General features: G+C 44.2%; 18 protein-coding genes. 13 read left to right on the top strand and 5 right to left on the bottom strand.

The window, feature by feature from the left end:
* Nucleotides 1–52: 52 nt before the first annotated feature.
* From C1I38_RS13125 to C1I38_RS14310, 9 genes are all read left to right on the top strand, one after another.
* The gene (locus C1I38_RS13125; RefSeq protein WP_119776710.1) at nt 53–889 is read left to right on the top strand and encodes an ABC transporter permease; all 837 of its coding nucleotides are present in this window, start codon (nt 53–55) and stop codon (nt 887–889) included.
* Nucleotides 886–1,629 carry an ABC transporter ATP-binding protein gene (locus tag C1I38_RS13130; protein ID WP_119776708.1) on the top strand — a complete coding sequence of 248 codons (744 nt, stop codon included), beginning with the start codon at nt 886–888 and terminating at the stop codon, nt 1,627–1,629. Before C1I38_RS13125 ends, C1I38_RS13130 begins: the two co-directional genes overlap by 4 nt.
* Nucleotides 1,630–1,671: 42 nt before the next feature.
* Nucleotides 1,672–2,664: an aliphatic sulfonate ABC transporter substrate-binding protein gene (locus C1I38_RS13135; protein WP_119776706.1), complete on the top strand. Its 993-nt coding sequence runs from the start codon at nt 1,672–1,674 to the stop codon at nt 2,662–2,664.
* Nucleotides 2,665–2,722: 58 nt separating this feature from the next.
* A complete protein-coding gene (gene hypF / locus C1I38_RS13140) occupies nt 2,723–5,218 on the top strand; it encodes a carbamoyltransferase HypF (RefSeq protein WP_119776704.1) in 2,496 nt (831 codons plus the stop codon).
* A 287-nt stretch (nt 5,219–5,505) separates the two neighbouring features.
* Nucleotides 5,506–8,553 (top strand): formate dehydrogenase-N subunit alpha, encoded by a 3,048-nt coding sequence (gene fdnG, locus C1I38_RS13145; protein WP_119776703.1) that lies wholly within the window; start codon nt 5,506–5,508, stop codon nt 8,551–8,553.
* A 2-nt stretch (nt 8,554–8,555) separates the two neighbouring features.
* Nucleotides 8,556–9,371, top strand: a complete 816-nt coding sequence (locus tag C1I38_RS13150; RefSeq protein ID WP_119776701.1) for a 4Fe-4S dicluster domain-containing protein — start codon at nt 8,556–8,558, stop codon at nt 9,369–9,371.
* On the top strand, nt 9,371–10,051 hold the full coding sequence (locus C1I38_RS13155; protein WP_020490872.1) for a formate dehydrogenase subunit gamma: 681 nt from the start codon (nt 9,371–9,373) through the stop codon (nt 10,049–10,051). Before C1I38_RS13150 ends, C1I38_RS13155 begins: the two co-directional genes overlap by 1 nt.
* Before the next feature lie 59 nt (nt 10,052–10,110).
* On the top strand, nt 10,111–10,854 hold the full coding sequence (fdhE, locus tag C1I38_RS13160) for a formate dehydrogenase accessory protein FdhE (RefSeq protein ID WP_243103752.1): 744 nt from the start codon (nt 10,111–10,113) through the stop codon (nt 10,852–10,854).
* A 434-nt stretch (nt 10,855–11,288) separates the two neighbouring features.
* Nucleotides 11,289–11,759 (top strand): hypothetical protein, encoded by a 471-nt coding sequence (locus C1I38_RS14310; RefSeq protein WP_243109315.1) that lies wholly within the window; start codon nt 11,289–11,291, stop codon nt 11,757–11,759.
* 8 nt (nt 11,760–11,767) lie between these two features.
* Here the strand turns inward: C1I38_RS14310 and C1I38_RS13170 are convergent, their stop codons facing one another.
* The 5 genes from C1I38_RS13170 to C1I38_RS13190 form a co-directional block, all read right to left on the bottom strand.
* Nucleotides 11,768–12,937 (bottom strand): Ger(x)C family spore germination protein, encoded by a 1,170-nt coding sequence (locus C1I38_RS13170; protein ID WP_119776697.1) that lies wholly within the window; start codon nt 12,935–12,937, stop codon nt 11,768–11,770.
* A gap of 4 nt (nt 12,938–12,941) precedes the next feature.
* Nucleotides 12,942–14,030, bottom strand: coding sequence for an endospore germination permease (locus C1I38_RS13175; RefSeq protein ID WP_348980859.1), 1,089 nt, complete (start codon nt 14,028–14,030; stop codon nt 12,942–12,944).
* Nucleotides 14,031–14,037: 7 nt separating this feature from the next.
* Nucleotides 14,038–15,633: a spore germination protein gene (locus C1I38_RS13180; RefSeq protein ID WP_119776693.1), complete on the bottom strand. Its 1,596-nt coding sequence runs from the start codon at nt 15,631–15,633 to the stop codon at nt 14,038–14,040.
* 87 nt (nt 15,634–15,720) lie between these two features.
* Nucleotides 15,721–16,458 carry a Crp/Fnr family transcriptional regulator gene (locus C1I38_RS13185; RefSeq protein WP_119776692.1) on the bottom strand — a complete coding sequence of 246 codons (738 nt, stop codon included), beginning with the start codon at nt 16,456–16,458 and terminating at the stop codon, nt 15,721–15,723.
* Nucleotides 16,459–16,681: 223 nt separating this feature from the next.
* Nucleotides 16,682–17,896, bottom strand: a complete 1,215-nt coding sequence (locus C1I38_RS13190) for an MFS transporter (protein ID WP_119776690.1) — start codon at nt 17,894–17,896, stop codon at nt 16,682–16,684.
* Nucleotides 17,897–18,188: 292 nt separating this feature from the next.
* Between C1I38_RS13190 and C1I38_RS13195 the strand changes: the two genes are divergently transcribed.
* The 4 genes from C1I38_RS13195 (at nt 18,189) to C1I38_RS14315 (ending at nt 24,250) form a co-directional block, all read left to right on the top strand.
* A complete protein-coding gene (locus C1I38_RS13195; RefSeq protein ID WP_199698300.1) occupies nt 18,189–21,185 on the top strand; it encodes a molybdopterin-dependent oxidoreductase in 2,997 nt (998 codons plus the stop codon).
* Complete coding sequence (locus tag C1I38_RS13200; protein WP_119776688.1) at nt 21,182–22,018, top strand: 4Fe-4S dicluster domain-containing protein; 837 nt, start codon at nt 21,182–21,184, stop codon at nt 22,016–22,018. The genes C1I38_RS13195 and C1I38_RS13200 overlap by 4 nt, the downstream gene beginning before the upstream one ends.
* Nucleotides 22,019–22,090: 72 nt before the next feature.
* Nucleotides 22,091–22,759 carry a Crp/Fnr family transcriptional regulator gene (locus tag C1I38_RS13205; RefSeq protein WP_165904940.1) on the top strand — a complete coding sequence of 223 codons (669 nt, stop codon included), beginning with the start codon at nt 22,091–22,093 and terminating at the stop codon, nt 22,757–22,759.
* A gap of 201 nt (nt 22,760–22,960) precedes the next feature.
* Nucleotides 22,961–24,250, top strand: coding sequence for a methyl-accepting chemotaxis protein (locus tag C1I38_RS14315; RefSeq protein WP_119776684.1), 1,290 nt, complete (start codon nt 22,961–22,963; stop codon nt 24,248–24,250).
* Nucleotides 24,251–24,849: the final 599 nt, after the last annotated feature.

Here is a 24,849-nt window from a genome sequence, read left to right on the forward strand (position 1 = left end):
CCCAAGGAAACAGTGCAGCTTTAATTCGAGCTAAGGGTAGGTACATCACTTGATGCAAATCAATCAGGAAAAAACGGAAAAAAAGTCTGACCGGCATGGAAATCCACATAATCGGATAAAGCTTGTGAATATACTCAGAGGGGCGGTTTTCCCATTAGCCGTGATTACAGTTTGGGAATTAGCGGCACGCAGCAGTCTGGTTAATACCTACATCTTACCTCCGCCAAGTGAGATATTGAAGACATTTCTGCATATGCTTGCAACCGGGGTTTGGGAAGAACATCTGCTGGCAAGTTTGCGGAGATTGGGGTACGGGTTCTTTTTGACGGTTGTTTTTGCAGTTCCGATGGGTATTCTGGTAGGTAAAGCCAGAGGGTTCAGGCATTGGGTGAATCCTACACTGCATTTTTTGCAGCAGATTCCGCCAATCGCTTGGATCCCGATTTTTATGCTTCTGCTCGGGATTGATGAAGCTTCCAAAGTAGCCGTCATTGTGTATGCCTCATTTTTTCCGGTTTTCCTGAATACAGTGCAGGGTGTCACCAGTGTAGATCCGAAGCTGATTGAAGTTGGCCATGCCTATATGCTTTCTCCGTGGGAAATGGTCAAAAAGGTATATATTCCTTCGGCGGCTATGTCAATTTTTGTGGGTCTGAGGCTGGGGTTAAGCAATTGCTGGCGGGCATTGGTTGGAGCTGAACTGCTAGGCGCATCCTCAGGGATAGGCTATCTGATTATTGAAGGCAGGCAATTAGCCCAGTCCGATAAGATATTTGTCGCGATGTTTACCATCGGAGCTGCCGGGATGCTTATCGACTTTTTCCTCAGAAAGATTGAAAATAAACTGATGCCATGGAAAAAGATGTATCAAGCAGGTGAGCGCAAATGAATAAGGGTTTAGTCGAAGTCCGTGATGTCGGTAAGGTTTTCCACAGCAACTGGGGAAGTATTGAAGCCCTGAAAGAAGTCAATTTCCGGTGCAACCAATCAGAATTTGTCAGTATTGTCGGAGCCAGTGGGTGCGGCAAAACTACGCTGCTCCGGATTATTGCCGGCTTAGAACCGCCGAGTAATGGAGAAGTACTGATTGATGGAGAAAACATTGACGGTCCCGGTTATGGGCGTGCGGTCGTATTTCAGGAACCACGGCTCTTTCCGTGGCTGACCGTTGAAAAAAATACCGCGCTGGGTATCCAAGGAGTAGAGAAACAAGACGAAGTTAAGAAAATTGTGGCCAGCTCGCTTCAGTTAGTAGGGTTAACACAGTTCAGCAAAGCGTATCCTTACGAACTGTCCGGAGGAATGGCCCAAAGGGTCTCTTTGGCGCGAGCGCTTACTTTTAAACCGAAAGTATTCTTGATGGATGAGCCGTTTTCGGCCCTTGATGCCCAGACCAGGGCCAGAATGCAGGAAGAAATCATTGATCTTTGGCAGAAAACCGGAAAAACGGTTATCCTTGTCACCCATGATATTGAAGAAGCACTGACCGTCAGTCAGAAAATCATGATTATGTCGCCGTCTCCCGGTACGATCAAAGAGGTCTTGGAAGTACCTTTTGCTTATCCAAGAAATCCTGATGGGTTAGAATTTATCAACATGAGGAAAACTATACTAGAGGCCATTCGCTAAGCGAATCAAATGTTTTCGATAAGTATACGAGGAGGATTATTCATGAAGAAGCATCTTAAACTTTCTATCACTGTATTATTGTCATTATTGCTACTGATCCCGGTGACAGGCTGTCAGCCGAATATAGCCAAACAGCAGGAAAATCCGAAAGTTATTAACATATCGTATTCGACGAAGCCGTTGAACGCTCCGGCAATTGTAGCACTGGAGAAAAAGATGTTTGAAGACGAATTTGCGAAGGATGAAATCCAGGTGAAGTGGTACGAATTGGAAGGACCGGCAACCACCGAAGCCCTTGCTGCCAAATCGATTGATTTTGCCACATCACTGAATTATGTTTCGGCCATCATCTCGAATGCGAACGGCAACGATATTAAGATTCTTTCGAGCTATTCCAAGTTTCCGAAGGGGATTGGCCTGGTTGCAGCCAAAGGTGGCGGAATTGCATCCGTAGCGGATCTGAAGGGAAAAAAGGTCGCATTGCAGCAGGGGACGATGCTGCATGAAATGCTGATCAAAGCGCTAGCCGAGGCAGGGTTATCTGCGAATGATGTTCAAATAATTAACATGGCCTCAACCGACGCCTATAACGCGCTGCTGCAAAAACAAGTAGATGCTGCAGTCATTCCCGATCCGCTGCTGACCAAAGGGATTGCTTCCCAAAAAATCACCCTGATCCGGAATGCTGAAGGCCTTATCCTGGGTCAGGCTGTAATCGCCGCGCGAACAGAGTTTATTCAGAAGTACCCTGAAACAACAAAGCGTTTTCTGGAAATCCATCAGCAGATATTGGACTGGATACAGACAAATCAGGGTGAAGCTTTGCGAATGACGGCTGACGCCAATGGAATGGAGCTTAAAGCGGTAACTGCTTTATATCCGAAATTTGATTTTACAATGCCGATTGACAGTCAGGACATTGAAAAACTTAAAGAATCGGCTGAATTTCTGAAAGCGAATGGTTTTATCAAGTCCGATGTTGATTCCGACGAGCTGATCAATCATCTTGTCGATACCGGATATCTTCCCAAATAACCATGAGAGAAAAATTGAAAAATAAGGATGATATTCCAAACAGAAGAGTGGTAAAGACGTGATAAGAGCTGTAAAAATTCTGATCAACGGCATTGTTCAGGGTGTCGGCTTCAGGCCGTTTATTTTTAAACTTGCTCGTGAGCTGGACATTAAAGGCTGGGTAAACAATTTCAGCGGCGGAGTCGAAATTCAGGCTGAAGGGGAACGGGTGGAAGAATTTATTTGCAGAATCAGAACAGACCAGCCGGCTTTGGCTGCGATCGTCTCGCTGGAGATAACAGAGATCCCGGTTCAGCATTACCGGGAGTTCACGATCACAGAAAGCAGGGAGTCCGAAGATAAGGATGTTTTGATCTCCCCGGATGTTGCAGTATGCAGGGACTGCCTGCAGGAAATGTTTCACAGTAAGGACCGGCGCTATCTCTATCCGTTTATCAATTGTACCAATTGCGGTCCGCGCTATACAATCATCAAGGATCGGCCTTATGACCGCGAGAAAACGACCATGGCGGGTTTTCAGATGTGCCCGGAATGCCATCAGGAATATATGGATCCGCTGGATAGGCGGTTTCATGCTCAGCCGACTGCTTGTGCGGTCTGCGGGCCTGCCCTTCAACTGCTGGATCATACGGGCAATGAAGTCAGCGGCCATGGAATAGGGTTCGACTTACTGCAGGAAGGCGCTATTTTAGCTGTAAAAGGGCTGGGCGGCTTTCATCTTGTCTGTGATGCCTGCAATCATGAGGCGGTCAGCAGACTGCGCCGGGTCAAAGAGCGCGGCGCAAAACCATTTGCTGTCATGGCCAGGAATATTGAAACCGCCCTCCAAGAGGTGACCATGACGGAGCTCGAAAAATCGACGCTGGCCGGCCCCTCTGCACCGATTGTCCTGCTGCCGCGCAAGAAGAATGGGAATAGCCGGATTTCTCCGCAAACAGCGCCCGGACTCCAAACACTCGGTATCATGCTGCCGTACGCACCGGTTCATCATCTGCTCTTTCAGGGGACCTATGATTATCTGGTGATGACCAGCGCCAACCTGAGTGGCCAGCCTTTAATATACGACAATCAGGAAGCGTTGGCAGGACTAAGCGGGATTGCGGATTATTTTCTTCTAAACAACAGAGATATTTATCATCCGTGTGATGACTCAGTTATGCAGATGATCGGGGATCAAATGACCTTTATCCGTAGGGCCAGGGGCTATGTACCGCTGCCGCTGTTTTTAAAACAGGAGATCAAAACACCGATTGTCGGTCTTGGCGGAGAAATGAAAAATGCTTTCTGCCTCGCTTCCGGAAAGATGGCTTTCGTGAGCCAATATATTGGAGATATGCATGGATATGAAAATTTGGAACGTTTTGAACAGGAGTTTTACTCCTTTCAGAAGGTAACAAACATTATTCCGCAAAAAACTGCTTATGATATGCATCCGGAATATTCGACGACCCGGATTGCCCGGTCGATGGATTGCCCGAAATTTCGGGTTCAGCACCATCATGCCCATCTCGCCAGCGTGATGGCTGAACATGGGATGGATGATCCGATGCTCGGCCTGATTTGCGACGGAACAGGTTATGGCGAGGACGGCAGGATTTGGGGCTTTGAGTATCTTTTCGGAAATCAGGAAGGCTATGAACGCAAAGCGCACCTTGAATACCTGCCCTTGCCCGGCGGCGATGCCGGAGCCAAATATCCGCTCAGGATTGCCTATGCTTACCTGAAGAAACTTATGACGCAAGAAGAATGGCAGCGGACGGAACCGCTCTGGGCCAAATTATCTTCTCAGGAAAAGAATATCCTGGATGGCCAGCTTCGAAGCGGATTTCAGCTGTTTGAAACATCCAGCGCAGGACGCCTTTTTGACGCGGTTAGCGGTATACTGGGAGTTTGTACAGAAGTGACATACGAGGGGCAGGCAGCAATCGAACTGGAGAGTGCGGCCGAGAAATGGCTGGAAGACGGAAATACAGGCATTCAAAAAGAGCTGAACGAATTCCCAATAATAAGGCTGCAGGCTTCAATGCGGGTCAAGGCGTTGGCGGCTCTCTTGGATCAACATGGAATATCCGGTCAGACAAGTGCAGAAGAACGCCTAAAACTTATTGAAAAATATAACGAAATTGCCGACAGGACTGATGGCAGTCTTTGTCCGGACTTATATCCCGCTTTATATCCAGCCTGTCTGGAGATTTCAGGTGAACCGCAGTCCAGTGTCCTTCACGTAAAAGTGGGGAGCCTCTTAAAAGATATTGCCAACGATGTGCTGCTTCAGAAAAACCCCGGGGAAGCTGCGCTTAGATTTCACTATTCTTTAGCGTGTCAGATGCTCGAAACGGCTATGCTTATTGGTCTTAAAAATAAAAAACTGCCGATTGCAGGCGGTGTTTTCCAGAATAAGCTGTTGACCGAGATTCTATTGTTTTTAGCGGGAGAGATCGGGGTAGAAATCCTTTGCCCGCAGAAGCTCCCGTCCGGGGACGGCGGTCTTGCTTTCGGTCAGGTGCTGATTGCAAATGCCGCGATTGAGGAGAAGCCAGTTCTATTAGGCTGATTTAAAGCAAAAACAGGGCTGTTGCACAACAATTTAAGTAATTTGTTGTGCAACAGCTCTATTTTTTCATAAACTACGGGGAAAAAAGTGACGCCATGAATCAAAAATGTTAAAGACGTTTGACAAGTATTCGCAAAAAAGGCCCAATTCTGTTAAGGAATTAACAATTCTTGATTAATTACCGATGCCAGTATAATATTAATGACATTGCAGGTTAGAATATTCAGAAAATTTAAAAACTTGCAAAAAGTAAAATTGCTGTTTAAAAAAAGTAAAGGAGGAAAAAAATGGATTTATCAAGACGTAATTTCCTGAAACTATCAGGAGCTTCCTTGGCTTCGCTGGCGCTTGGCCTTGGTTTTGATCCCGACCTCGCTCAGGCTCAGGGATATGCACTTAAAATTGAAGGTACAAAAAAAATTCCGAGCATTTGCCATTTTTGTTCCGGAGGGTGCGGCTTGCTTCTCTATATCAAAGATGAAAAGCTGGTGTATTTAGCCGGGGATCCCGATCATCCAACCAATAACGGGGCACTTTGTTCTAAGGCAGCCAGCTTAAGAGAAGTTGCCTATTCTGAGGCTCGGATCACGAAACCGATGTATCGTGCTCCGGGGGCAAATGAATGGCAGGAAATATCCTGGGACGAGGCTATCGACAAAGTAGCCAAAAAAGTCAAAGATGTCAGGGAGAAAACCTGGAAGGCTGATGCCGATGTCATTAACGCAGCTACAGGGAAGACCGAGAAACTCGCTGTCAACAGGACTGAGGGGATTGCTGTTCTAGGATCGGCTGAAATCGACAATGAAGAATCCTACTTAGTTAAAAAACTATCAATGCTTTTAGGCACGCCCTATAACGAACATCAGGCCCGGATATGACACGCGCCCACGGTGGCAAGTTTGTCACCTTCATTTGGCCGTGGCGCCATGACCAATTCCTGGCCGGATCTGATGAATGCTGAACTGTTCCTAATTGCAGGTTCAAATTGTGCCGAAAACCATCCCGTTGCTATGCGGTGGATCAATAAGGCCAAGGAGCGCGGTGCAAAAGTAATTGTGGTTGATCCTCGTTTTACACGGACAGCTTCGCAGGCAGATATATTTGCTCAGATTCGCCCGGGTACAGATATTGCCTATCTGGGGGCAATCATCAATTATATATTGGAAAATGAGCTCTATGATCACGATTATGTCCTTAATTACACAAATGCTCTATACAAAATAAGCAAGGATTTTCAATTCAAGGATGGACTATTTTCCGGATTTGACCCCGAAAAGAAAAAATACAAAACCGATAGTTGGGGTTATCAATTAGACGAATCGAACAAACCGGTTAAAGCTCTGGTCCTTACTGATCCTGACAGCGTCTTCAGCAAATTGAAAGAGCATTATTCCCGTTATGATATGAAGACTGCCGAAAATATTACAGGGATACCTGCATCAAAAATTAAGGAGATTGCCGATGCTTTCTGCAGTGCCAAACCGGCATCCATCCTTTATGCATTGGGGATGACCCATCACACAACGGGTGTGCAAGGTATCCGGTGTTACGGCATTATCCAGCTGTTGATGGGCAATATCGGCAAAGCGGGAGGCGGTATCAACGCTTTGCGCGGCGAGCCGAATGTCCAGGGTTCCACGGATATGGCCAATCTCTATAATAATCTGCCAGGTTATCTTCCGGCCCCCTCCCATTCCGACAAGACACTCAAAGATTATTTGGTACGAAACGGCTCCAACCGGGAAAAACATCTCGTATCGTTATTGAAGGCCTGGTTCGGGGATAAAGCGACTAAGGAAAACGACTATTGTTTCAATTATCTGCCAAAGTATGATTCCAATGTTAATTCAAGTTTGGTTCGAATTTGGGATGCGGTGAATAAAGGCCAATTCAAGATGATGCTGAATATTGGCTCCAATTCATTGGTATCCGTACCAAACCTCGAAGTGGTCCGCCAGGCTTTGCCCAAACTAGAGATGTTGGTTGTCTCCGATCTATTTGAAATCGAGACTGCCCAGTTCTGGCGGGAGCCCGGTGTTGATCCGTCTAAAATTATGACGGAAGTAATCTTTTTACCGGCTGCCTTTGTCTATGAAAAAGACGGGACGCTGACGAACTCCGGCCGCTGGGTTCAGTGGAAGGATGCAGCACTCAAGCCCCTGGGCGAATGTAAACCGGATTTGGATATGCTCGATCTTTTGTATAAGCGGGTGAAAAGCTTATATGAAGGCAGTACGGATCCCAAAGACAGACCGATCCTCGATGCACGCTGGGATTACGGCCATGAGCCGAAAGCGCTTAAGGTGTTGCAGGAATTAAACGGCTATGATGAAACAAGCGGTCAGTTATTGCCGACATTAGCCGATTATCTGAAAGCACCGGTCGGGTCAGTATCTACCGGATGCTGGATTTATGCCGGTGTTACCGGGAAAGGCAATTTAGCTGCACGCCGTGGAAATGCAGATCCTTCCGGACTCGGATTGTTCCGCGAATGGAGCTTTGCTTGGCCGGGAAATATCCGTATTTTATACAATCGTGCATCATGTGATGCTCAGGGACAGCCTGTGGACCCCAAACGTAAATTAATTTGGTGGGATGCGGCCAAAAGTGTTTGGGCCGGCAATGACGGTGCTGACGTAGTCGACAAGACGAAAGGGCCTGACACTCCGGAAGGAAAGCTGGCTTTCCGTATGAATCCGGAAGGAGTAGGGCGTTTGTTTGCAGGCAAATATACAAGCGGGATACCAACAACGCCTTCAGCAGACGGCAAACCGGCCGGCGGCGTGGCTGTAGGCGGGATTTGCAATGATGGGCCGCTGCCGGAGTTTTACGAGCCGGTGGAAAGCCCTGCGGAAAATATCTTCCATCCGAATGTATCAAGCAATCCCATTGTGGCAATGCCCAAAACATTGCCCGAAGTTCAGAAGGTTGGTAACCGTAAAGACTATCCTTATGTGCTGACAACCTATGGTGTTACCGAACACTTCTGTGCCGGCGGTATCACCCGCAACATTCCGATGCTGAACGAATTGATGCCGGAACCTTTCGCAGAAATCAGCAAAAACCTTGCAGCGAAAATTGGCGTACAAGATGGTGACCGCGTTGAAATATCCTCGGCACGCGGCAAGGTTGAGATCCGTTGTCTTGTCACAGACCGCATTCAGTCGTATCAGGTACATGGACAGCCGACCGAAACGATCGGTGTACCTTGGAGTTGGGGTTTTGCATCTTTAAGTCCTGGATCAAGCATCAATGAAGTAACAATCGGCGTAATTGACCCGACAGCAGGAACACCCGAATATAAATGTTGTCTGGTCAATATAAGGAGGGCTTAGAGATGGCAAAAAAAATGATTTTGGTGGACGGATCCAAATGTACCGGCTGCAAAGCCTGTTCAGCAGCCTGCAAGGAATGGAATGATCTTCCGACTGAAAAAACCTCTCTCGTCAAAAGTTATCAAAGTATGGCCGATTTTACACCGAACACCTATACGTATGTAACATTTGAGGAAAAGTATGAAAATAATAACATGCACTGGCTGATGCGCAAGGCGCAGTGTTTCCACTGCGATGATCCCTCCTGCCTGAAAGCGTGTTCCTCAAGTGCCATATCCAAAACAGATTCCGGGTTTGTCGTTATTGATCAAGATAAATGTATTGGATGCGGGTACTGTGCCCAGTTTTGTCCGTTTAATGTGCCTAAGGTTGATAAAACCACAGAAAAGGCTAACAAATGCACCGGCTGCGTAGGCAGAGTGGAAAACGGCCTTGAGCCTGCCTGCGTAAAAATCTGCCAACCAGGAGCACTGTCATTCGGTAATTACGATACCATGATGGGGATTGCCCAAGCACGGTTGGCCGAAGTAAAAAAGAAGTTCCCCAACGCTAATCTTTATGGTCAGAATGGGCAAGCAGGTACAACTTATCGCTATATTTTGCTCGATACGCCTGCTGCCTATGGGCTGCCTGAAAATCCGTCAACTGATTTAACACTTTATCTATGGAAAGATATTATCCGGCCTATCGGCAAAATCGCGATAGGCGGTGCTGCTGCGGCAGTCGTTGTGGGAGTGGCGATTAATGCGCTAAAAGGAAACTACAAAAATGATTCTCATCAAGATCAGCATCCGATAAAGAGAGAGGAGGAGATGTAATGAGTGAAAAAAAATCAGGCTCGCGTCAAGTTCCCGGCAAAGTACTCCGTTTTACCAAAGGGGAAAGATTGAGCCATTGGGTTCATGCTGTAAGCTTTTTTGTTCTCCTCCTCACAGGGTGGGGCATACTATCCGAATTCAGTCGGCCGGTACTCATGATTTTTGGGGGAGTTGACGTTTCCCGCATCCTTCACAGGATTTTTGCCGTGATTTTTGTTGTGGTCGTTGTAGCGATGTTCTTTATCAAGGATCCAAAATATCACTGGGAATGGCTGCGTTCTGCTTTCCGATTTACGAAAGCGGATATCGCGCATATCATGGCTTTTCCCAAAGAATTTTTTGGAGGACACGGCAACTACCCGGCTCAGGGCAAGTTTAACGGCGGAGAAAAAATCAACTCTTTGATTACCATCCTGGGTTCCGTATTCATCACGTTGAGCGGATTTATCATGTGGGCCCCTAATGTTTTTCCTGATCAATTGGTCCGGATAGCTTATCCCATTCACGATATGTCGATGTTTATGATGGTTGCAGCATTGATGGGACATCTCTATTTATCTTTGCTTCATCCTGAATCAAGAGCTGCTCTGCCGGGCATGTTAAAGGGATACGTCTCGGAAAAATTTGCGAAGGCGCATCACGCTGCCTGGTATGAAGAGGTCAAGAACCAAGAAAAATAGTCGAAAGCCGGAACCGGTACGGTAAAATCATTTTGACACTGTCTTAACCTTTAGGAGGGATGTACTTGGGTACTGAAAAGATCGATGGAGGACAAGCAACAAGTTTGTCTGCTGTCAAAGAGAACTATTCAAAACTGAGAGCAGAAATAACTGCCTGGCAAAAAGAAAACAACCTGAAGGATTTGAAATTACCGCCGAGATCCGGGCAGTATCCCTTATTCACTGTCGATGATCTGCCAGAAAACGCCGTCATTGATTTATGGGACAGGTTAAACATTGTTGCCGAAGAAAAGATAGACCGCTCCAAACTTGCCGTTCTCCAAAATGAGTTCAGCGCAGGTCGTATTCAAGGAAACGAATCTCTTTTCAGCCGCCTGAGCTTAGCAGTAGCCGGGGTAGCCCAATCGGTATATCAGCAGCTGCAGGTCTCTGCAAGTGTGGAGGATCAGCCAATGTGCCCATGTCCGGTTTGTGGTGAAGACAATCTTATGACAACATTGGATGCGTTGAATGGAAAACGCTTTATACATTGTCTTGTCTGCGGAAATGAGAGGCCAATAAAAATATCGGGCTGCATACACTGTGGCAGTGAAAGTTCATTTCAACAAACGTATCTCAATTCTGCCGAGTTTCCTGGCGTGGAGGTTGTTGTCTGTTTAGATTGCGGCCAATATTTTAAAGAAATTAATTTGCGCGAACGGAGAGTCGAGGATTTAGATTGGGAAAATATACGTACACTGCCCCTAAATTACGCAGCTGAACAATGGATTTTAAAGAACAGACCGATAATGAGCTTAAACTGAATAGCCGATACAGATAAGAGGAAGACAGGGTGTCAGTAAGACACCCTGTCTTCCTTTTATCCACCTAGTGCATTCTGCGCTAGATATAGCTGCAAATGTGAAATATCAACTTCTGACAGGTTAATAAAAATAGAAATATAAATGTATTTAAAAATGTATTATCTGATACGTAAAAAAAATCAAAGCAGCTATTATAATCAACCTGGAGAGGCGAACCGTTTTTTTATGAATTTTTAAAGAATTATCAATTAGAAAGGATGAGTGAAACAATTACAATGTCGAGATCTAATGATGGGAGCAAATGGGCAGACCCTGGCGCAATAGGAAATTTGACGAACGGGTTGCTCATATTGGTACAAGCTTTTTTGATGCTAGGGCTAGCGGTCCCTCTAACGACGATTTTCTTAATTCCCTGGATTTTTATGGGGACAGTCGTGTTGGTCATCGTTGTTGTTATTCAGTTGAAAATAGGGGATTTAGTGGGGGCAACAGCGAACAGTATATTGGGTATAATCGTTTTGGGACATTTCCTTGTAAGAGGAATGATTGACCTGATGTTTTTCCTTAACGGATTTGTATATTCCACAGAAATGATCAGTGGGAGTAATCATATTGAAGGAATAGGCTTTATATGCACGGGTATTATACTTTTATTTGTAGGGTATCTAGGTGGATTTAAGAGCAAATTAATGGCCTTCTTCATCTGGTTAGCTGCCGTAGGATTCATTCTGAGTTCGATATCCTGTTTTGCCTCTATGCCATATCTTGGGATCATAGGTTCTTGTTTATTATTGCTTGTTGCGTTGTGGCTAATCTATTCAGGCATAGCCATTTTGCTGAATGATATGATGCAGAAACAAGTGCTTCCTCTGGGGAAGCCGTTGTTCACTCCTAATGATTTTTAATTACATTTTCATGGTTTCAGACTAAACGATTTTGATACAGCTCCACTACCTGCTATTTTTGCCTCTATTTCTACTTCTACGTCAGCTTGCTGGAAAATATCCCTCCAGTTCGGGGCAATCTCCTGCCAGTAAGAAGGGTCGTAACGATGTATTTTCTGCATAAGGCCGAAATAGTCCGCATCATATTTTTTGGCGCAGGCAATTGATTTTAACGGATATTCGCGGATTTTATCGGAAATGATTCTTTCTAGTGGTTTGATTTGATCTGGGGTAATGTCATATCCATCAGTTTCAGCAACGAATCCTACCGTTTGAATTTTGATCTTAAAGGAAGGTTTACCATCGATTATTTTAAAGTTAATCTTATTTTTAGAGCCCGATATATAATAAGATAAAGATTTATTATCTTTTTTAAACGGAACCACAATATGAACATTCTTTAGCTTTCTGGAAATTAGCAGGTACCCCAAGGATTCTTCTTTATCCAGCCAACCCACAAGTTTAGCTTCACGAAAAACGCCAAAACCCTGAACAATGACAGAATCAGGAACAGTTTCTCCTTCCATTGAAGAGACCGGTTCTATCTCAGGTAGTAACGCGTCCCGATCGGGACTGAGCAGCCATTCTGAAAACTCATTCATTGTAACGCCGCAGGCCACGCCTTTGTCGATGGCTATTTTCTCCGACTGATTTTTAACCTGTTGGGTGAGGGTGGTAGTTCCTGAAGGTTCCAGCTGTATAATCTGTGAAGCTAACCCTTTGGTTGCCAGCACAAAAACAGCCGGACGCGAATCAGGGTTGCTCATTGTAATTTCAATTTGAGGCAGGATTTTTTCCTGAGCACTACGTGCCCCAAAAACATAAACATAAGTATGTCCATAAAAAGGTGTCTTTGGCAATCGCACCATTAGTTTACTTATTAAATCGTTCAATGATGTACTTGAAGCGCTGATCAAGTAGTCGGAAGAAGCGCCCTCTTTTTTTTGGTTGTCTTCCATACTGGATGGGCGCATCATTCTGGACCAAATTTGATATTGGTCAACCCCATTTATATTGATATAGTCTCCAGCAAACATTGTAACGACCGCAAGCTCCTCTACTTCCTTTTTACACCCCGACATAAGAATAGTCGTCAAGAGGAGGAGCAATAGGGCAACGTGCGTAAATTTACGTTTCATCTGATTAATTTCCTCTTTTTTTTCTTATTACTGCAACAGTGAGAAGGAACAAAGGTAGTGCTATTTCAAAAAATAGTGCGAAAGGCGGCCAGTACTTTCTAAAAATGTCCTGTAACTGAATGGTATTGCTACTCACAAAAGTTGCAGCGGTTACTTGTAACGGGGCTAAATAACAGACGACGGGGTAATAAGACTTCAAACCGAAAATTTGTGCGGTTATGAGACAGGTCAAATAGTATAACAAAGTTGTTTTAATCATGATGATGGTGAGCCAAAAAAAGAAAATAAAACCTTCAATCCGTTGGACATAGTTCCCGTATTCTATTGATTTAACAAAATTCCAAAAAGGAAAGAGCAAATGACCGGAAAGATTTGGACCCACTACCGTAATCATAATTAGGGTACATAAGGTTATAAAACCCATAGACGCCAGAATCGCCCAAAGACTTTTGCTCCAGACCTCCTGGGGTTTGTTTACAATGGGCAGCAGCATAATAAGTACGACGATCTCTCCGAAAAGGGAGGCAGGAACTGCCGAATCCGATATAAGGGGCTGGATTCCTTTTTCCCAAAGAGGCAGCACTCTTTCGTAGTCTGCTTTGAACAGCGCCAGGCCAAATAAACATACGAAGCTGATAATAAAAAGGGGCAACACAAATTGGTTGGCCCGGACGATGACCTCAATTCCTTTATAGGCTCCAAACCCCGCTACTGCTACAATAACAATGATAAGGAGCAGTATCGAACTTCCGAATGATAGACTGTAACTCAGGAACTCTGAAAATTCCCTGATTGTAAGGGTATTGTTTATAAAAAAAAACAGGACATAGGCAAGGCAGAAAACCTTACCCATTACTTTTCCAAGAACAATTTCGCTGTATTTAGATAAAGTAGTCCGTGAAAAACGCTGCCCTAATTTTAAAACGATCAGCAGCGAGATTACGCCTGCCAGGCAGGAGAATGAGGTAACAAGCCAAGCTGATTGCCCGGTCCTCTGCACAATGATCCCTGGGACGAAGAGAATAGAGGTAGCAGTAATCAGCGTAAACAGCAGCATACCAGTTTGTGTACCGGAGATTTTTTCTTTATCTATGGCTCATTCACCCCTTATCCGGTTTAGTAGGGCCTCGCTTGGAGGCTTGGCGTATGGGATCTTCTGCACCGGTAAGGCGTGGTCTGGCAGACATAGCCCACCAGGGGGCACGGAAAAAAGTATCTTTCAAATCAGACACGCTTAAGGGCGCAATCGGCCATAAATAAGGCACGCCGAAGGAACGCAGACCACAGAGATGATATAAAATAACCATCAGACCCGAGACTATTCCGAATATGCCCAATATACTGGACAAAATGATTAGGACGAAGCGCAAAATTCTAATGCTGGTGCCTATAGAATAATCCGGAAAAACAAAAGAAGCGATTGCTGTTATACTGACGACAATAACCGTAATAGGGCTGACAATGCCGGCAGTAACCGCGGCTTGGCCAATGACCAGACCGCCTACGGTACTTATCGCCTGACCTACGGTCTTTGGTAATCGGACACCGGCCTCGCGTAACAATTCAAAGGTGAGCTCCATTAAGATAATTTCAATTGAAATGGGAAATGGCAAATCACTACGTGCTCCGGCAACTGAGGTGAGAAAGGTCAAAGGAATCAACTCGGCGTTATTGGAAAAGATAGCGACAGTAATGGCAGGAGCTAATAATGCAATATTGATCGCAATAAAACGGCCGATTCTGATTAAAGTGGCGAAAAGACTGTTATTATAATAATCTTCAGATGCTTGCAAAAGAGAAACAATTGTACAGGGAACGATTAATACCGATGGGGTATTATTCACAATAATAGCGATTCTTCCTTCGCATAAAGATGCCGCCGTTCGGTCTGGACGTTCAGTATTTTGGACAAGTGGGAAAAGTGTAAAGGATTCATCGGCGATTAACTCTTCTATATAACCGCTGTCTAAAATACTGTCAATGTCAATTTTGTTTAGGCGTACCTTTACTTCCTCGACAATTTTATCATTTGCAATTCCTTGAATATAACAGATTCCTACTTTGGTCTGAGTAAGTTCCCCAAGGGTTATGGATTGATATTTCAGGCGGTTGGAAGAGATCCGTCTTCGCAATAAGCTAACATTTGTGGACAGGTTTTCAACAAAACTGTCTCTCGGGCCCCTTATGCTCTGTTCCGTGGAGGGCTCATTGACGGCTCTTTGTTCGAACCCTTGGACTGCGGTAGCAATCGCTGTGGAATAACCGTCGATCACTAAAATAAGGTGACCGCTAAGCAAAAAGTTACTGAGTTGTTGAATATCTGAAACGAGCTGAGTCTGGTGATTAGGCAACAGCCTTTGAAGAATGATTTCAGGCAGATTAGCTTCGGCTGTTGATATTTCGAGTGTCCGAAAAAAGTTTTCCTGCATTAATGATTTTAGTATTGATTCGTTAACCATAACCGGATCGCAGAGACTTTCGGCGTAAATGATAAAAGCTCTTGTTGGAGTTGGAAGATCAAGCAAGAATTCCTTGCTTACAATGTCTTCACAAAGATGGAAAAACGCTTGCAATATTTTTAGATTTATATCCATTTCAGAAGTTAACTTTTTTGTTTCTTGAGAATCATTTTGAGGCATCTTAAATGTTTTCTGGGGCGATTTGCTAAGTATCTTAGTTAACAGTTCCTTAATCATTTTTTATTAGATCCTAGTCCTGATTTTTATTTAGTTTATCCTTGGCAGTGCAATTTATACTTAACAGGTTTGTCTATGCCCTTCGGATCAATCTTCTGACTTTTTCTCCACGATGATCTCTTCTCCACAATATCGGCTGCTGTTCGGCAGGTTTGTTTTTTCGCATTTCGGACAATCTTCAACCCTAAAGACTATAAATTTTCCATCTATCTTATCCAATAACCCCTCACTTATTAGATTTTTCAGAATCTGTGTAACTCTTACCCTCGTCGAGCCGACAATGTCGGCAATAAACTGGTGGGTAAGGTTTTTTTCAATTAAATAGCCATTTCCTGTTTTTATACCATATTTTTTGGCTAAATTCACCAAAAGAAAATATACCCTGTCTTCGACTTCTTCAAAGGTCTGACCAGCCAGGTAAAAAGACAATCCTTGCAGCTTCAAAATTAAGGATCGCAGCATACAGTCCAAAATACTGGGATCCTCATATCCGGCTTTTGCAAGCACGTCATGTTCACATATGGCAATTTCAACGGGTGTAAGGCAGGTTATAGTCAAAGCATAATAAATGCCATCTACGAGTACGTCATCTATAAATGCCCTTGCTTCTCGAATAGCAATCGTTCGCTTGCGTCCGCTGGCACTTGTTATACTAATTTCTACCGTTCCGGATAAAAGTAGGGAAAGTTTATTATCCAGCCCTTCCCGGTAGATAATATCTCCTTTTGCATATTTTGCGACTTTTGATAGCATTAATAATTTTTGCACCATTTCATCGGCAATCATATTTCCAGTCCAAGGAGACCATTCTTCCCACTGTCCCATATATATAACCACCTATTGTTTAACAAAATCGTAAATGAACGATATTAGTTTCGGTTAGTATAAATTTGACACACCTCAATTATACCTTATGTCATTATTATTATGCATACGTATTCGAATATAAATAACGCATGTCGTTTAGAAATACGGAATGACATGCGTTATTGTTGTTTACAGTATAGTATTCTTTAGAATATTGCCAGTGATAAGTAACAAATGAATGTCAGGAAGATAATGAACGTTGTTCAGACTTATTAAGGGAGTTCTCCCTGAGCTTGAGAATCAGAATTAAGGGAATTAAAGCCAACAGCATGACACTTACGACACTAAATGCAACGGAGAAAACACCGTGACTGGCATCAAGAACTGTTCCGAATAAGATAGCACCGAAAGAGCCACCGACATCAAACGAAATAATCAATAAACCCATTCCGATACTGAGGTTTTTCTCACTGACCATTTCAGGCATAGCAGAGTAACAAATGGGAGCAACAACTGTGAATCCTAAACCAAGCAGTGTGGCCCAAATGAAGAACGTGTTCATGAAGTGGAAGCCGATCGCACAATAGGAAGCTGCCATAAGAACAGCACCAAAGATCAGGATCGGACGCTTGTAATTTTTCAGACCTTTATCCAAGGCGGCTCCGAAGAACGGGGAAAGTACAAGCGGTATAATCATAATCAGGCTTGCAAACAGACCGATCTGTGCCGGCGGGGTGCCGTTCATGCCGAAATATGTCGGACCAAAGTTTACATAAGCGGAAACCGACAAAGTAAAGACAGCGTAGATGGCGGCAAGGAGCCACATGTTGATACTTTTGGGAGTGCCTTTAAGGCTGTGCGATGCTGCCGAAACTTCGGCATTTGCTTTAGGAAGGCGCAGGAAAAGAAGACAAAGTAAGAAGACGGCGATTTCCAGACATGCAATCATAAACATCGTATTGCGCCAGCCCACTGCAGCTCCGACACGGCCAAAAACGTTTAAACCAAAAATCATTCCGAGTGGTTGTGCTGCCGTAAACAGGGACATAGCCATGCCCATATTTTTTTCATCGAAGTAACCTGTAACAAAGAGGGGCGTGACAATAATCAATGTCGTGCTACCTAAACCGGCAATAATCCGGCCAATAACAATTGTCCAGAAATCAGTGGCAGTTCCGGTAAGTGCAACCCCGGCGCCAATTAACAAAAGTGCAATTAATACAAGTGTTTTGCGGTTAAACTTATTTGCCAGCAAGGAAATAAAATACGCAAATACAATTCCGCAAAGCGTAGCAGCGGACATCGCAAATCCGACCTGGGTATTGTTCATTGGAATATCTTTCAAAATTAATCCAACGTTGGGAGCAATACTAATTTGGGAAGAGTTGAAAGCAATCATGGTTAAGCACATCAGCAACAGTACAACCCATTTGTAAATTTGGTTGGATTCAGACATCAGAATACCTCCTGTTTTTTATTCTTGAAAATGAAAACAACGAAATTAGTTTCACCTCCTTTTTCATTTTCGATTATAAGATGGGAGGACAAAATGAGATTGTATTATGTGATACCATTTGAGAAATGTTTTGTATCTGATAATACAATTTTTTTTCTGTACGACGCAACAATTTATTTTTGATAGGAAACAACACAAAAGGATGTATCAAGTAATACAAAAAAAAATCAAGGTGTTATCTTATAATCTTAGCTGAAAAGGATTAATTATTATTTTATTAGGAGGGTAAAAAGTGTCATTCAGAAAAGTATCGGCAAACAAACAGATACAGTTCTCAACTACGTTATTGGGCCTCGAAAAACTTTTAAATTTTTCTGCAAAAAGATATCCCAGTTTTGCTGTACACCTCAAAAAGAAAAACTTTACTTTGCAAATTAAAATTAGGGATAACTCTCAGGGCAGGTTTTTTACCTTTAAAAATGGACGCGTATCATCAAAGAATGGGGTTCATCCCGGGGCTGATGTTACCATGGCTTTTGAAGATGCGGCGCTGGCATGCCATCTCATGAAATTTAACAGGAGCCAACTGGATTTTATCTCTGCCGGAAAGGACTTTTCCTTAACTGTTAACGGTCCGGACGAATTGTGTGTATATGTCGCAAATATGCTGACTGCAATCACCAATATGTCGACGATCTTTGGTGGCAATTTCGGAACGGACATGGGTAATGGTGTTAAAAGGTACACCACAGGGTCAAACGGCGGCCCGATGTTTGTTTATGTCAAGGACGGGAAAATTTTAAGGACAACACCGATCGACCTTGATAGCGAAGATCCGGAACCGTTTACAATTAACGCCAGAGGACGGAAATTTACGCCGCCAAGAAGAGTTACCTGTACGTCTCACGGGTTGACGTGGAAATCCATGGTTTATTCGCCGGACCGTCTTCTGTATCCGATGAAGCGGGTGGATTTTGATCCGAAAGGCAACAGAAACACACAAAACCGTGGGATATCGGGGTATGAAAGAATCAGCTGGGATGAAGCCCTGGATATTGTAAGTAGTGAAATTGCGCGGGTCAAGAAGACTCATGGCCCGGGATCACTCTTTTTTGCAGGGAGTTCCCACCACACTTGGGGTAATATCGGTTACCACTTAAGCGCTTCGGATCGGTTTATCAACACGCTCGGTTTTTCACGCATTTGTATGAATCCGGACAGCTGGGAGGGTTTTTACTGGGGAGGAATGCACCACTGGGGAAATACTGCCAAACTCGGTTCTCCGGACCAGTATTCCACGGTTGAAGACCAGCTGAAGAATTCTGAGATGCTGGTCATGTGGTCCAGTGACCCGGAGTCAACCTCAGGGGCCTATGGGACCTACGAAGGCGCTATCCGCCGTGAATGGCTGAAGAGCCTGGACATTAAGATTGTTCATATCGATCCCTTCTACAACCATACGGCTGCCTGGATGGGCGGAAAATGGTTCTCACCGAGACCGGGGACAGACACGGCAATGGCGCTGGCAATCGCTTATGTCTGGATTACGCAGGATCTTTATGATAAATTCTTTGTTGAAAACCGCACCAAAGGTTTTGCGCTTTGGCGCGATTATATCCTCGGTAAGGAAGACGGCATACCGAAAACCCCGGAATGGCAGGAAAAAGAAACTGGCATTCCCGCAAAGGATGTCCGGGCTTTGGCTGAGGAATGGGGAAGCAAAAAGACTTATATGTCTCCCGGCGGCATGGCCGGTGTGGGTAGCGCCTGCCGCGGAGCAAACGGAGGGGAATGGGCCAGATCCATGCTTTGCCTGATGGCGATGCAGGGTTTTGGCAAGCCCGGCGTAAACTTTGGCGCTATGCAGTTCGGGACACCGCTGAACCATCGCTTCTTCTTCCCGGGTTATGCTGAAGGCGGTTTTTCCGGTGACTATAACTTTACCGGTTCACCCGTTAACCTGTACCAGCGTATGCCGTCAACACCAAGCGTCAGCTCGATTACGCAGTTTGTTCCCCGCTTAAGAATACCAGAAGCTTTTCTTGAAGGACATGCAATGGGTTATCCGATGAACCCTTACTCACTTGAGGGACAGTTCTTCCCTGCGCCTTATCCGTCTCCCGGACATTCGCAGGTTAAGCTCTACTATAAATACGGCGGCGCTTACATGAGCACCCAACCGGAGTCCAACCGGTACGCGCTGGCTTACCAGACCGACAACATTGAGTTTGTCGTTAACCAGTCCATTTGGAATGAAGGCGAAGTAAGGTTTGCCGATATCATTCTGCCGGTCTGCACGAACTTTGAGCGTTGGGATATTGGTGAATTTGCGCACAGCGGCGGTATTATTGATAAGACGTTCCTGCAGTGTAATCACCGGACGTTCTTTGTTCAGCATAAATGTATTGAACCACTGGGTGAATCAAGATCGGATTTCCAGATCTATACGGATATCTGCTGCAGACTCGGAGTCGGTGTCCCGTACAGTGAAGGCAACACTGAGTTTGACTGGGTCAAGAGGATGTTTGACGCGACCGATTTGCCCAAGGTGATATCTTGGCGTAAATTCCTTACCAAAGGATATTATATCCTTCCGCCGATTTATGATGAAAAGGATCGTGACCCTGTCGCTTACAATTGGTTCTATGAAGGACGCCTGAAGGATGCCCCGGAACTGACGCCGCTGCCTTCAGAGTATAAAGAGGAATACCGGAGAGGACTGCAGACCCAAAGCGGCCTGTTCGAATTCGAATGCTCAAGCCTTAAGCGTTTTGATCCGAACGATCCCGAGAGACCGGTAATCAATAAGTATGTTCCGTCCTGGGAAGGCAGAAGCAGCGAACTGTATCAAAAATATCCGTTGCAGCTGATCTCGCCGCATCCGCGCTACAGTCACCATACCATGAGCGACGGCAAAGGAACGGTTATTAACGAGATATCTAACCACAGAATTTCCATCAACGGCTATCATTACTGGCCGGTCCGGATTAACCCTGAAGATGCGGAAAAACGCGGTATCAAACATCATGATTTGGTTGAAGTCTACAATGGCCGCGGTTCGGTTATCTGTGCCGCAGTGGTTACGCAGCGTCTGAATCCGGGCACGGTGCATGCCTATGAATCTGCCGCTAAGTACGATCCAACCGGGCTCCCCGGAAAATCACCCGACAGAGGTGGACTCATAAATATCCTTACGCCTTCCAGAACCCAAATCCGACAGTCGCACTCGATGGCCGCCAATTCTTGTCTTGTCGAAATTAGATTATGGAAGGGAGATCAGTCAAAATGAAGAAGTGGCATTTTGTAATTGATATTGAAAAATGTCTTGCGTGTTTTAACTGTCTTGTCGTCTGCAAAGATGAATTTGATGACAATACATTCCCGGGTTATTCGGTTCCCCAGCCCCGGTTCGGGCAAAAATGGATCGACGCGGTTCCGAAAGAGAGAGGGCAGTACCCAAATATTGATGTGGCTTATCTGCCAAAAGTTTGTATGCATTGCGCTAATGCGCCATGTGTTAAAGCCTCGGGAGGGGCGATTCAAAAGAGACAGGACGGTATTGTTCTCATTGACCCGGTGAAGGCGAAGGGCAAAAAAGATTTGGTTAAATCCTGTCCTTACGGCCTGATCTCTTGGAACGAAGAAGCCAATGTCGCTCAAAAATGCACGTTTTGTGCACATCTGATTGATCAAGGGTGGACAAAAACCCGTTGTTCTCAGGCTTGCCCGCTTGAAGCGATCAAAGTTGTTTATATGGAAGATGCGGAATTTGAAGAAATGGTTAAGGCAGAGAAGCTTGAAGCTTATAAGCCTGAGCTGAAAACGAAACCAGGCGGCCTGTACAAAAACTTGTACCGCTATACAAAGTGCTTTATCAGCGGAAGCGTAGCGTATACTCGCGACGGTATTGAAAGATGCGCCGAAGGATGTAAAGTCATCCTGTTTAAGGACAAGCAAAAGATTGCCGAACAAACGACGGATAACTTTGGAGACTTTAAGTTCGACAAACTTGATGAAAAGAGTGGAAAATACCAATTAGAATTTTATTTGGATGGTTATAATAAAATAGTCAAAGAGGTCGATCTTGCGACGAGTCTCAACATGGGAGAAATCCATTTCTAAAACTAAAGATGCCAGGTAATCAAACATTGCCTGGCATCTTCATTCTAAATTTCTATGAAAGGTTGTGATAATATGGCTCAGTGGGAAGAATGGTCTCCATGGACGGGAAATATGATTGACGATGAAATGGTACAGAAGCTGCTAAAGCTATCCAAAGTAGAAAAATATGAAAAAGGGGAGGTCATCTATTGGGAAGGATTGGACGATAGACTCTTCCTGCTGTTGTCCGGCAAGGTGGAAGTCGGTATCACAAGTGCCGGAGGACGCAAGCGTACGATTGCGATTCGTGAAGCACGCACTTTTATTGATGATGTACTCGTTGACGGACTCTATTATGCCGTGACAATTACGTGTCTTACGCCTGTTGATATCGCGGTATTTGAACAGCATGTACTGACAAAAGCCGGTTATGAGGATCCCCGCATTTTAGATTGTATGTTAAGGTCAGTCATTCTAAAGCTGCAAGGATTATCTTTTTACTTGGCGGGACAGACATTTGAAGATACGGAAGACAGAATATATTTTCTTCTAATTAATCTGGCCAAAAAATACGGCGTAAAAAGTGAAACCGCTTATTATCTTGAAAAACAGCTCACGCACCAATTTATCGCGGATATTATAGGATCGACAAGAGTGCGGGTAACACAGAGTATAAAGAGTTTAAAAAATAAAGGTTTAGTGTCAAAAAAGAATGGCAGATTTGTCCTTTTTATTGACGATAATCATAAAGTTATGCAGTAGTCTTTTCGTGCAATAAGACCGTTCGGACAAAAATTTGAACGGCTTTGTTTTTTTGAGGACATATACAGATAGTGCAAAATATTTGGCCATGCATGGTAAATAAATAGTAATGTATTATGTGATACATGGTATTTTACGAATAAAAAATTAAAATTCAAATATAGAATCGTGATATTAGCAAGATTGACAGAGGAGAAGAGTATGGGATTTAAAAATTTAAGCATTAAAAGCAAACTACTCAGCGTATTGTTGTTTGTGTCTGTTGTGTTTATCACACTGCTTTGTTTCGCTTATTATGTTTTAATCGGCAACGGGCAAGTGGCAGCCGGAATAACGAATACTGCCGAGAAAATCAAGTATGTCATGATTACTTGCGCGCTGGCATTCTCTATTACAACATTGATGATTGGGCTCCTGGTACATACGTTAATTCTCAAACCTGTGATTCGCTTGCAAGAAGGCCTTGCGGCCGCAGCCCAAAAAGGGGAAGCCTTGTCATCTGATTTTTTGGGAGAAGATGAGGTTGGGCAGCTCGCTTGTATTAACAATAAGCTTTTAGCAGATGCTCAGGAAAACCGTGGTGCGGTTTTACTTAGTGTTGAAGAAATATCGAAGTTGGCGAAGCAACTGGATATAGGCTCGGAGCAAACGGCCTCTGCATCAAATCAGATCGTCAGTTCCATTACCAGTATTGCAAGCGGGGTCGATAAACAGCTCGAATCTACGGTTGAATTATCGGCCTTTATGAAGCAAATGTCGGACGGTATGGAGCTAATCACCAGAAATACAAATGAAGTGGTCAGTCAGTCTTCCCAAGCGGTAGAAAAAGCTAAAGAAGGTCAGGACACGGTTGGGAAATCGGTCAGTCAGATGAACAGTATAGATCAATCGGTCATGAGTTTTGCCGCGATTATCAGGCAACTCGGAGAAAGGTCAAAAGAAATCGAACACTTTGTGAACAATATCTCGGGAATTGCCGATCAAACGAATATGTTGGCTTTAAATGCAGCGATTGAAGCGGCGCGTGCAGGGGCACAAGGGAAAGGGTTTGCTGTGGTCGCGGAAGAGGTCCGGATATTGGCGGACCAATCCCAAGAAGCTGCAAAACAAATTACATCTATTGTCAATGCAATACAAACAGATTCGCACATTGCTTCTTCGGCGATAGATGTTGTGAATGAGGAAGTGAAGCATGGCATTGAAACCGTCAGTAACAGTGGTGAAGCGTTTACCAAAATTGTGGAAATGATTAATCAGGTTTTTGTTCAGATTAATGAAGTATCTTCTATCTTGCAGCAGGCCCTCAGCGGCAACCGGTTGATTTTTGATTCTGTTGCTCGGATTGAAAACGCCAGCAGGAACACTTCAGAGGAAATCCAAACGGTTTCCGCAGCGACTCAGGAACAGTTGGCATTTATGGAAGAATTATTTTCATCGAGTAAAAGACTCTCCAAACTTGCGCATGATTTACTTGAATCCATGCAAGTCTAAAATTTATATTAAAGATTTATAATTTGTTATCAAAATTCGTTATCAAAATTTGAAAGCCTCAATGAAAGTTGGATGTGCAGAAGTTCGTCTGTGTTTTTCAGATCTGTTCGTCCAATTTCTTTTATTCTTTCCAGTCTGTATATCATTGTTGAACGGTGTATAAATAATTTTTTTACAGTCTGAACGGCATTTAGGTTGTTCTTGATGTAGGATTGCAGTGTTTTAAACAATTCCGTACCATTCTCCTGGTCATATTTTTCTAAGCGGGACAAAATGGGCGAATATAATAATCTTGTAGGAAGTTCATCTTTATTTAATATATAGGTAAACAGAATTTATGTATCCAGATGGTAGGATTGTATTCCATTCCGATCTCAAACGCTATCTCCGCTTCACGGAAAGATTCTTTCAAATTATTCAGACCGATAAAATAATTACTAAAACCGGCTCTGAAATTTCCTTCCCGAATAAAATAATTGATTCTGGTAAAAGAGTACGGGGACAAGCTTGTTTTCATCGCCGGCTTTGATACAAACGGTATTCCGGGTGCACCGGATACACCGATGGTTCCGGAAAAGAGTCTAATTCGATAACTGAAG

Origin of the sequence: Dehalobacter sp. 12DCB1, assembly GCF_004343605.1 — a bacterium.
Lineage (GTDB): Bacteria > Bacillota > Desulfitobacteriia > Desulfitobacteriales > Syntrophobotulaceae > Dehalobacter.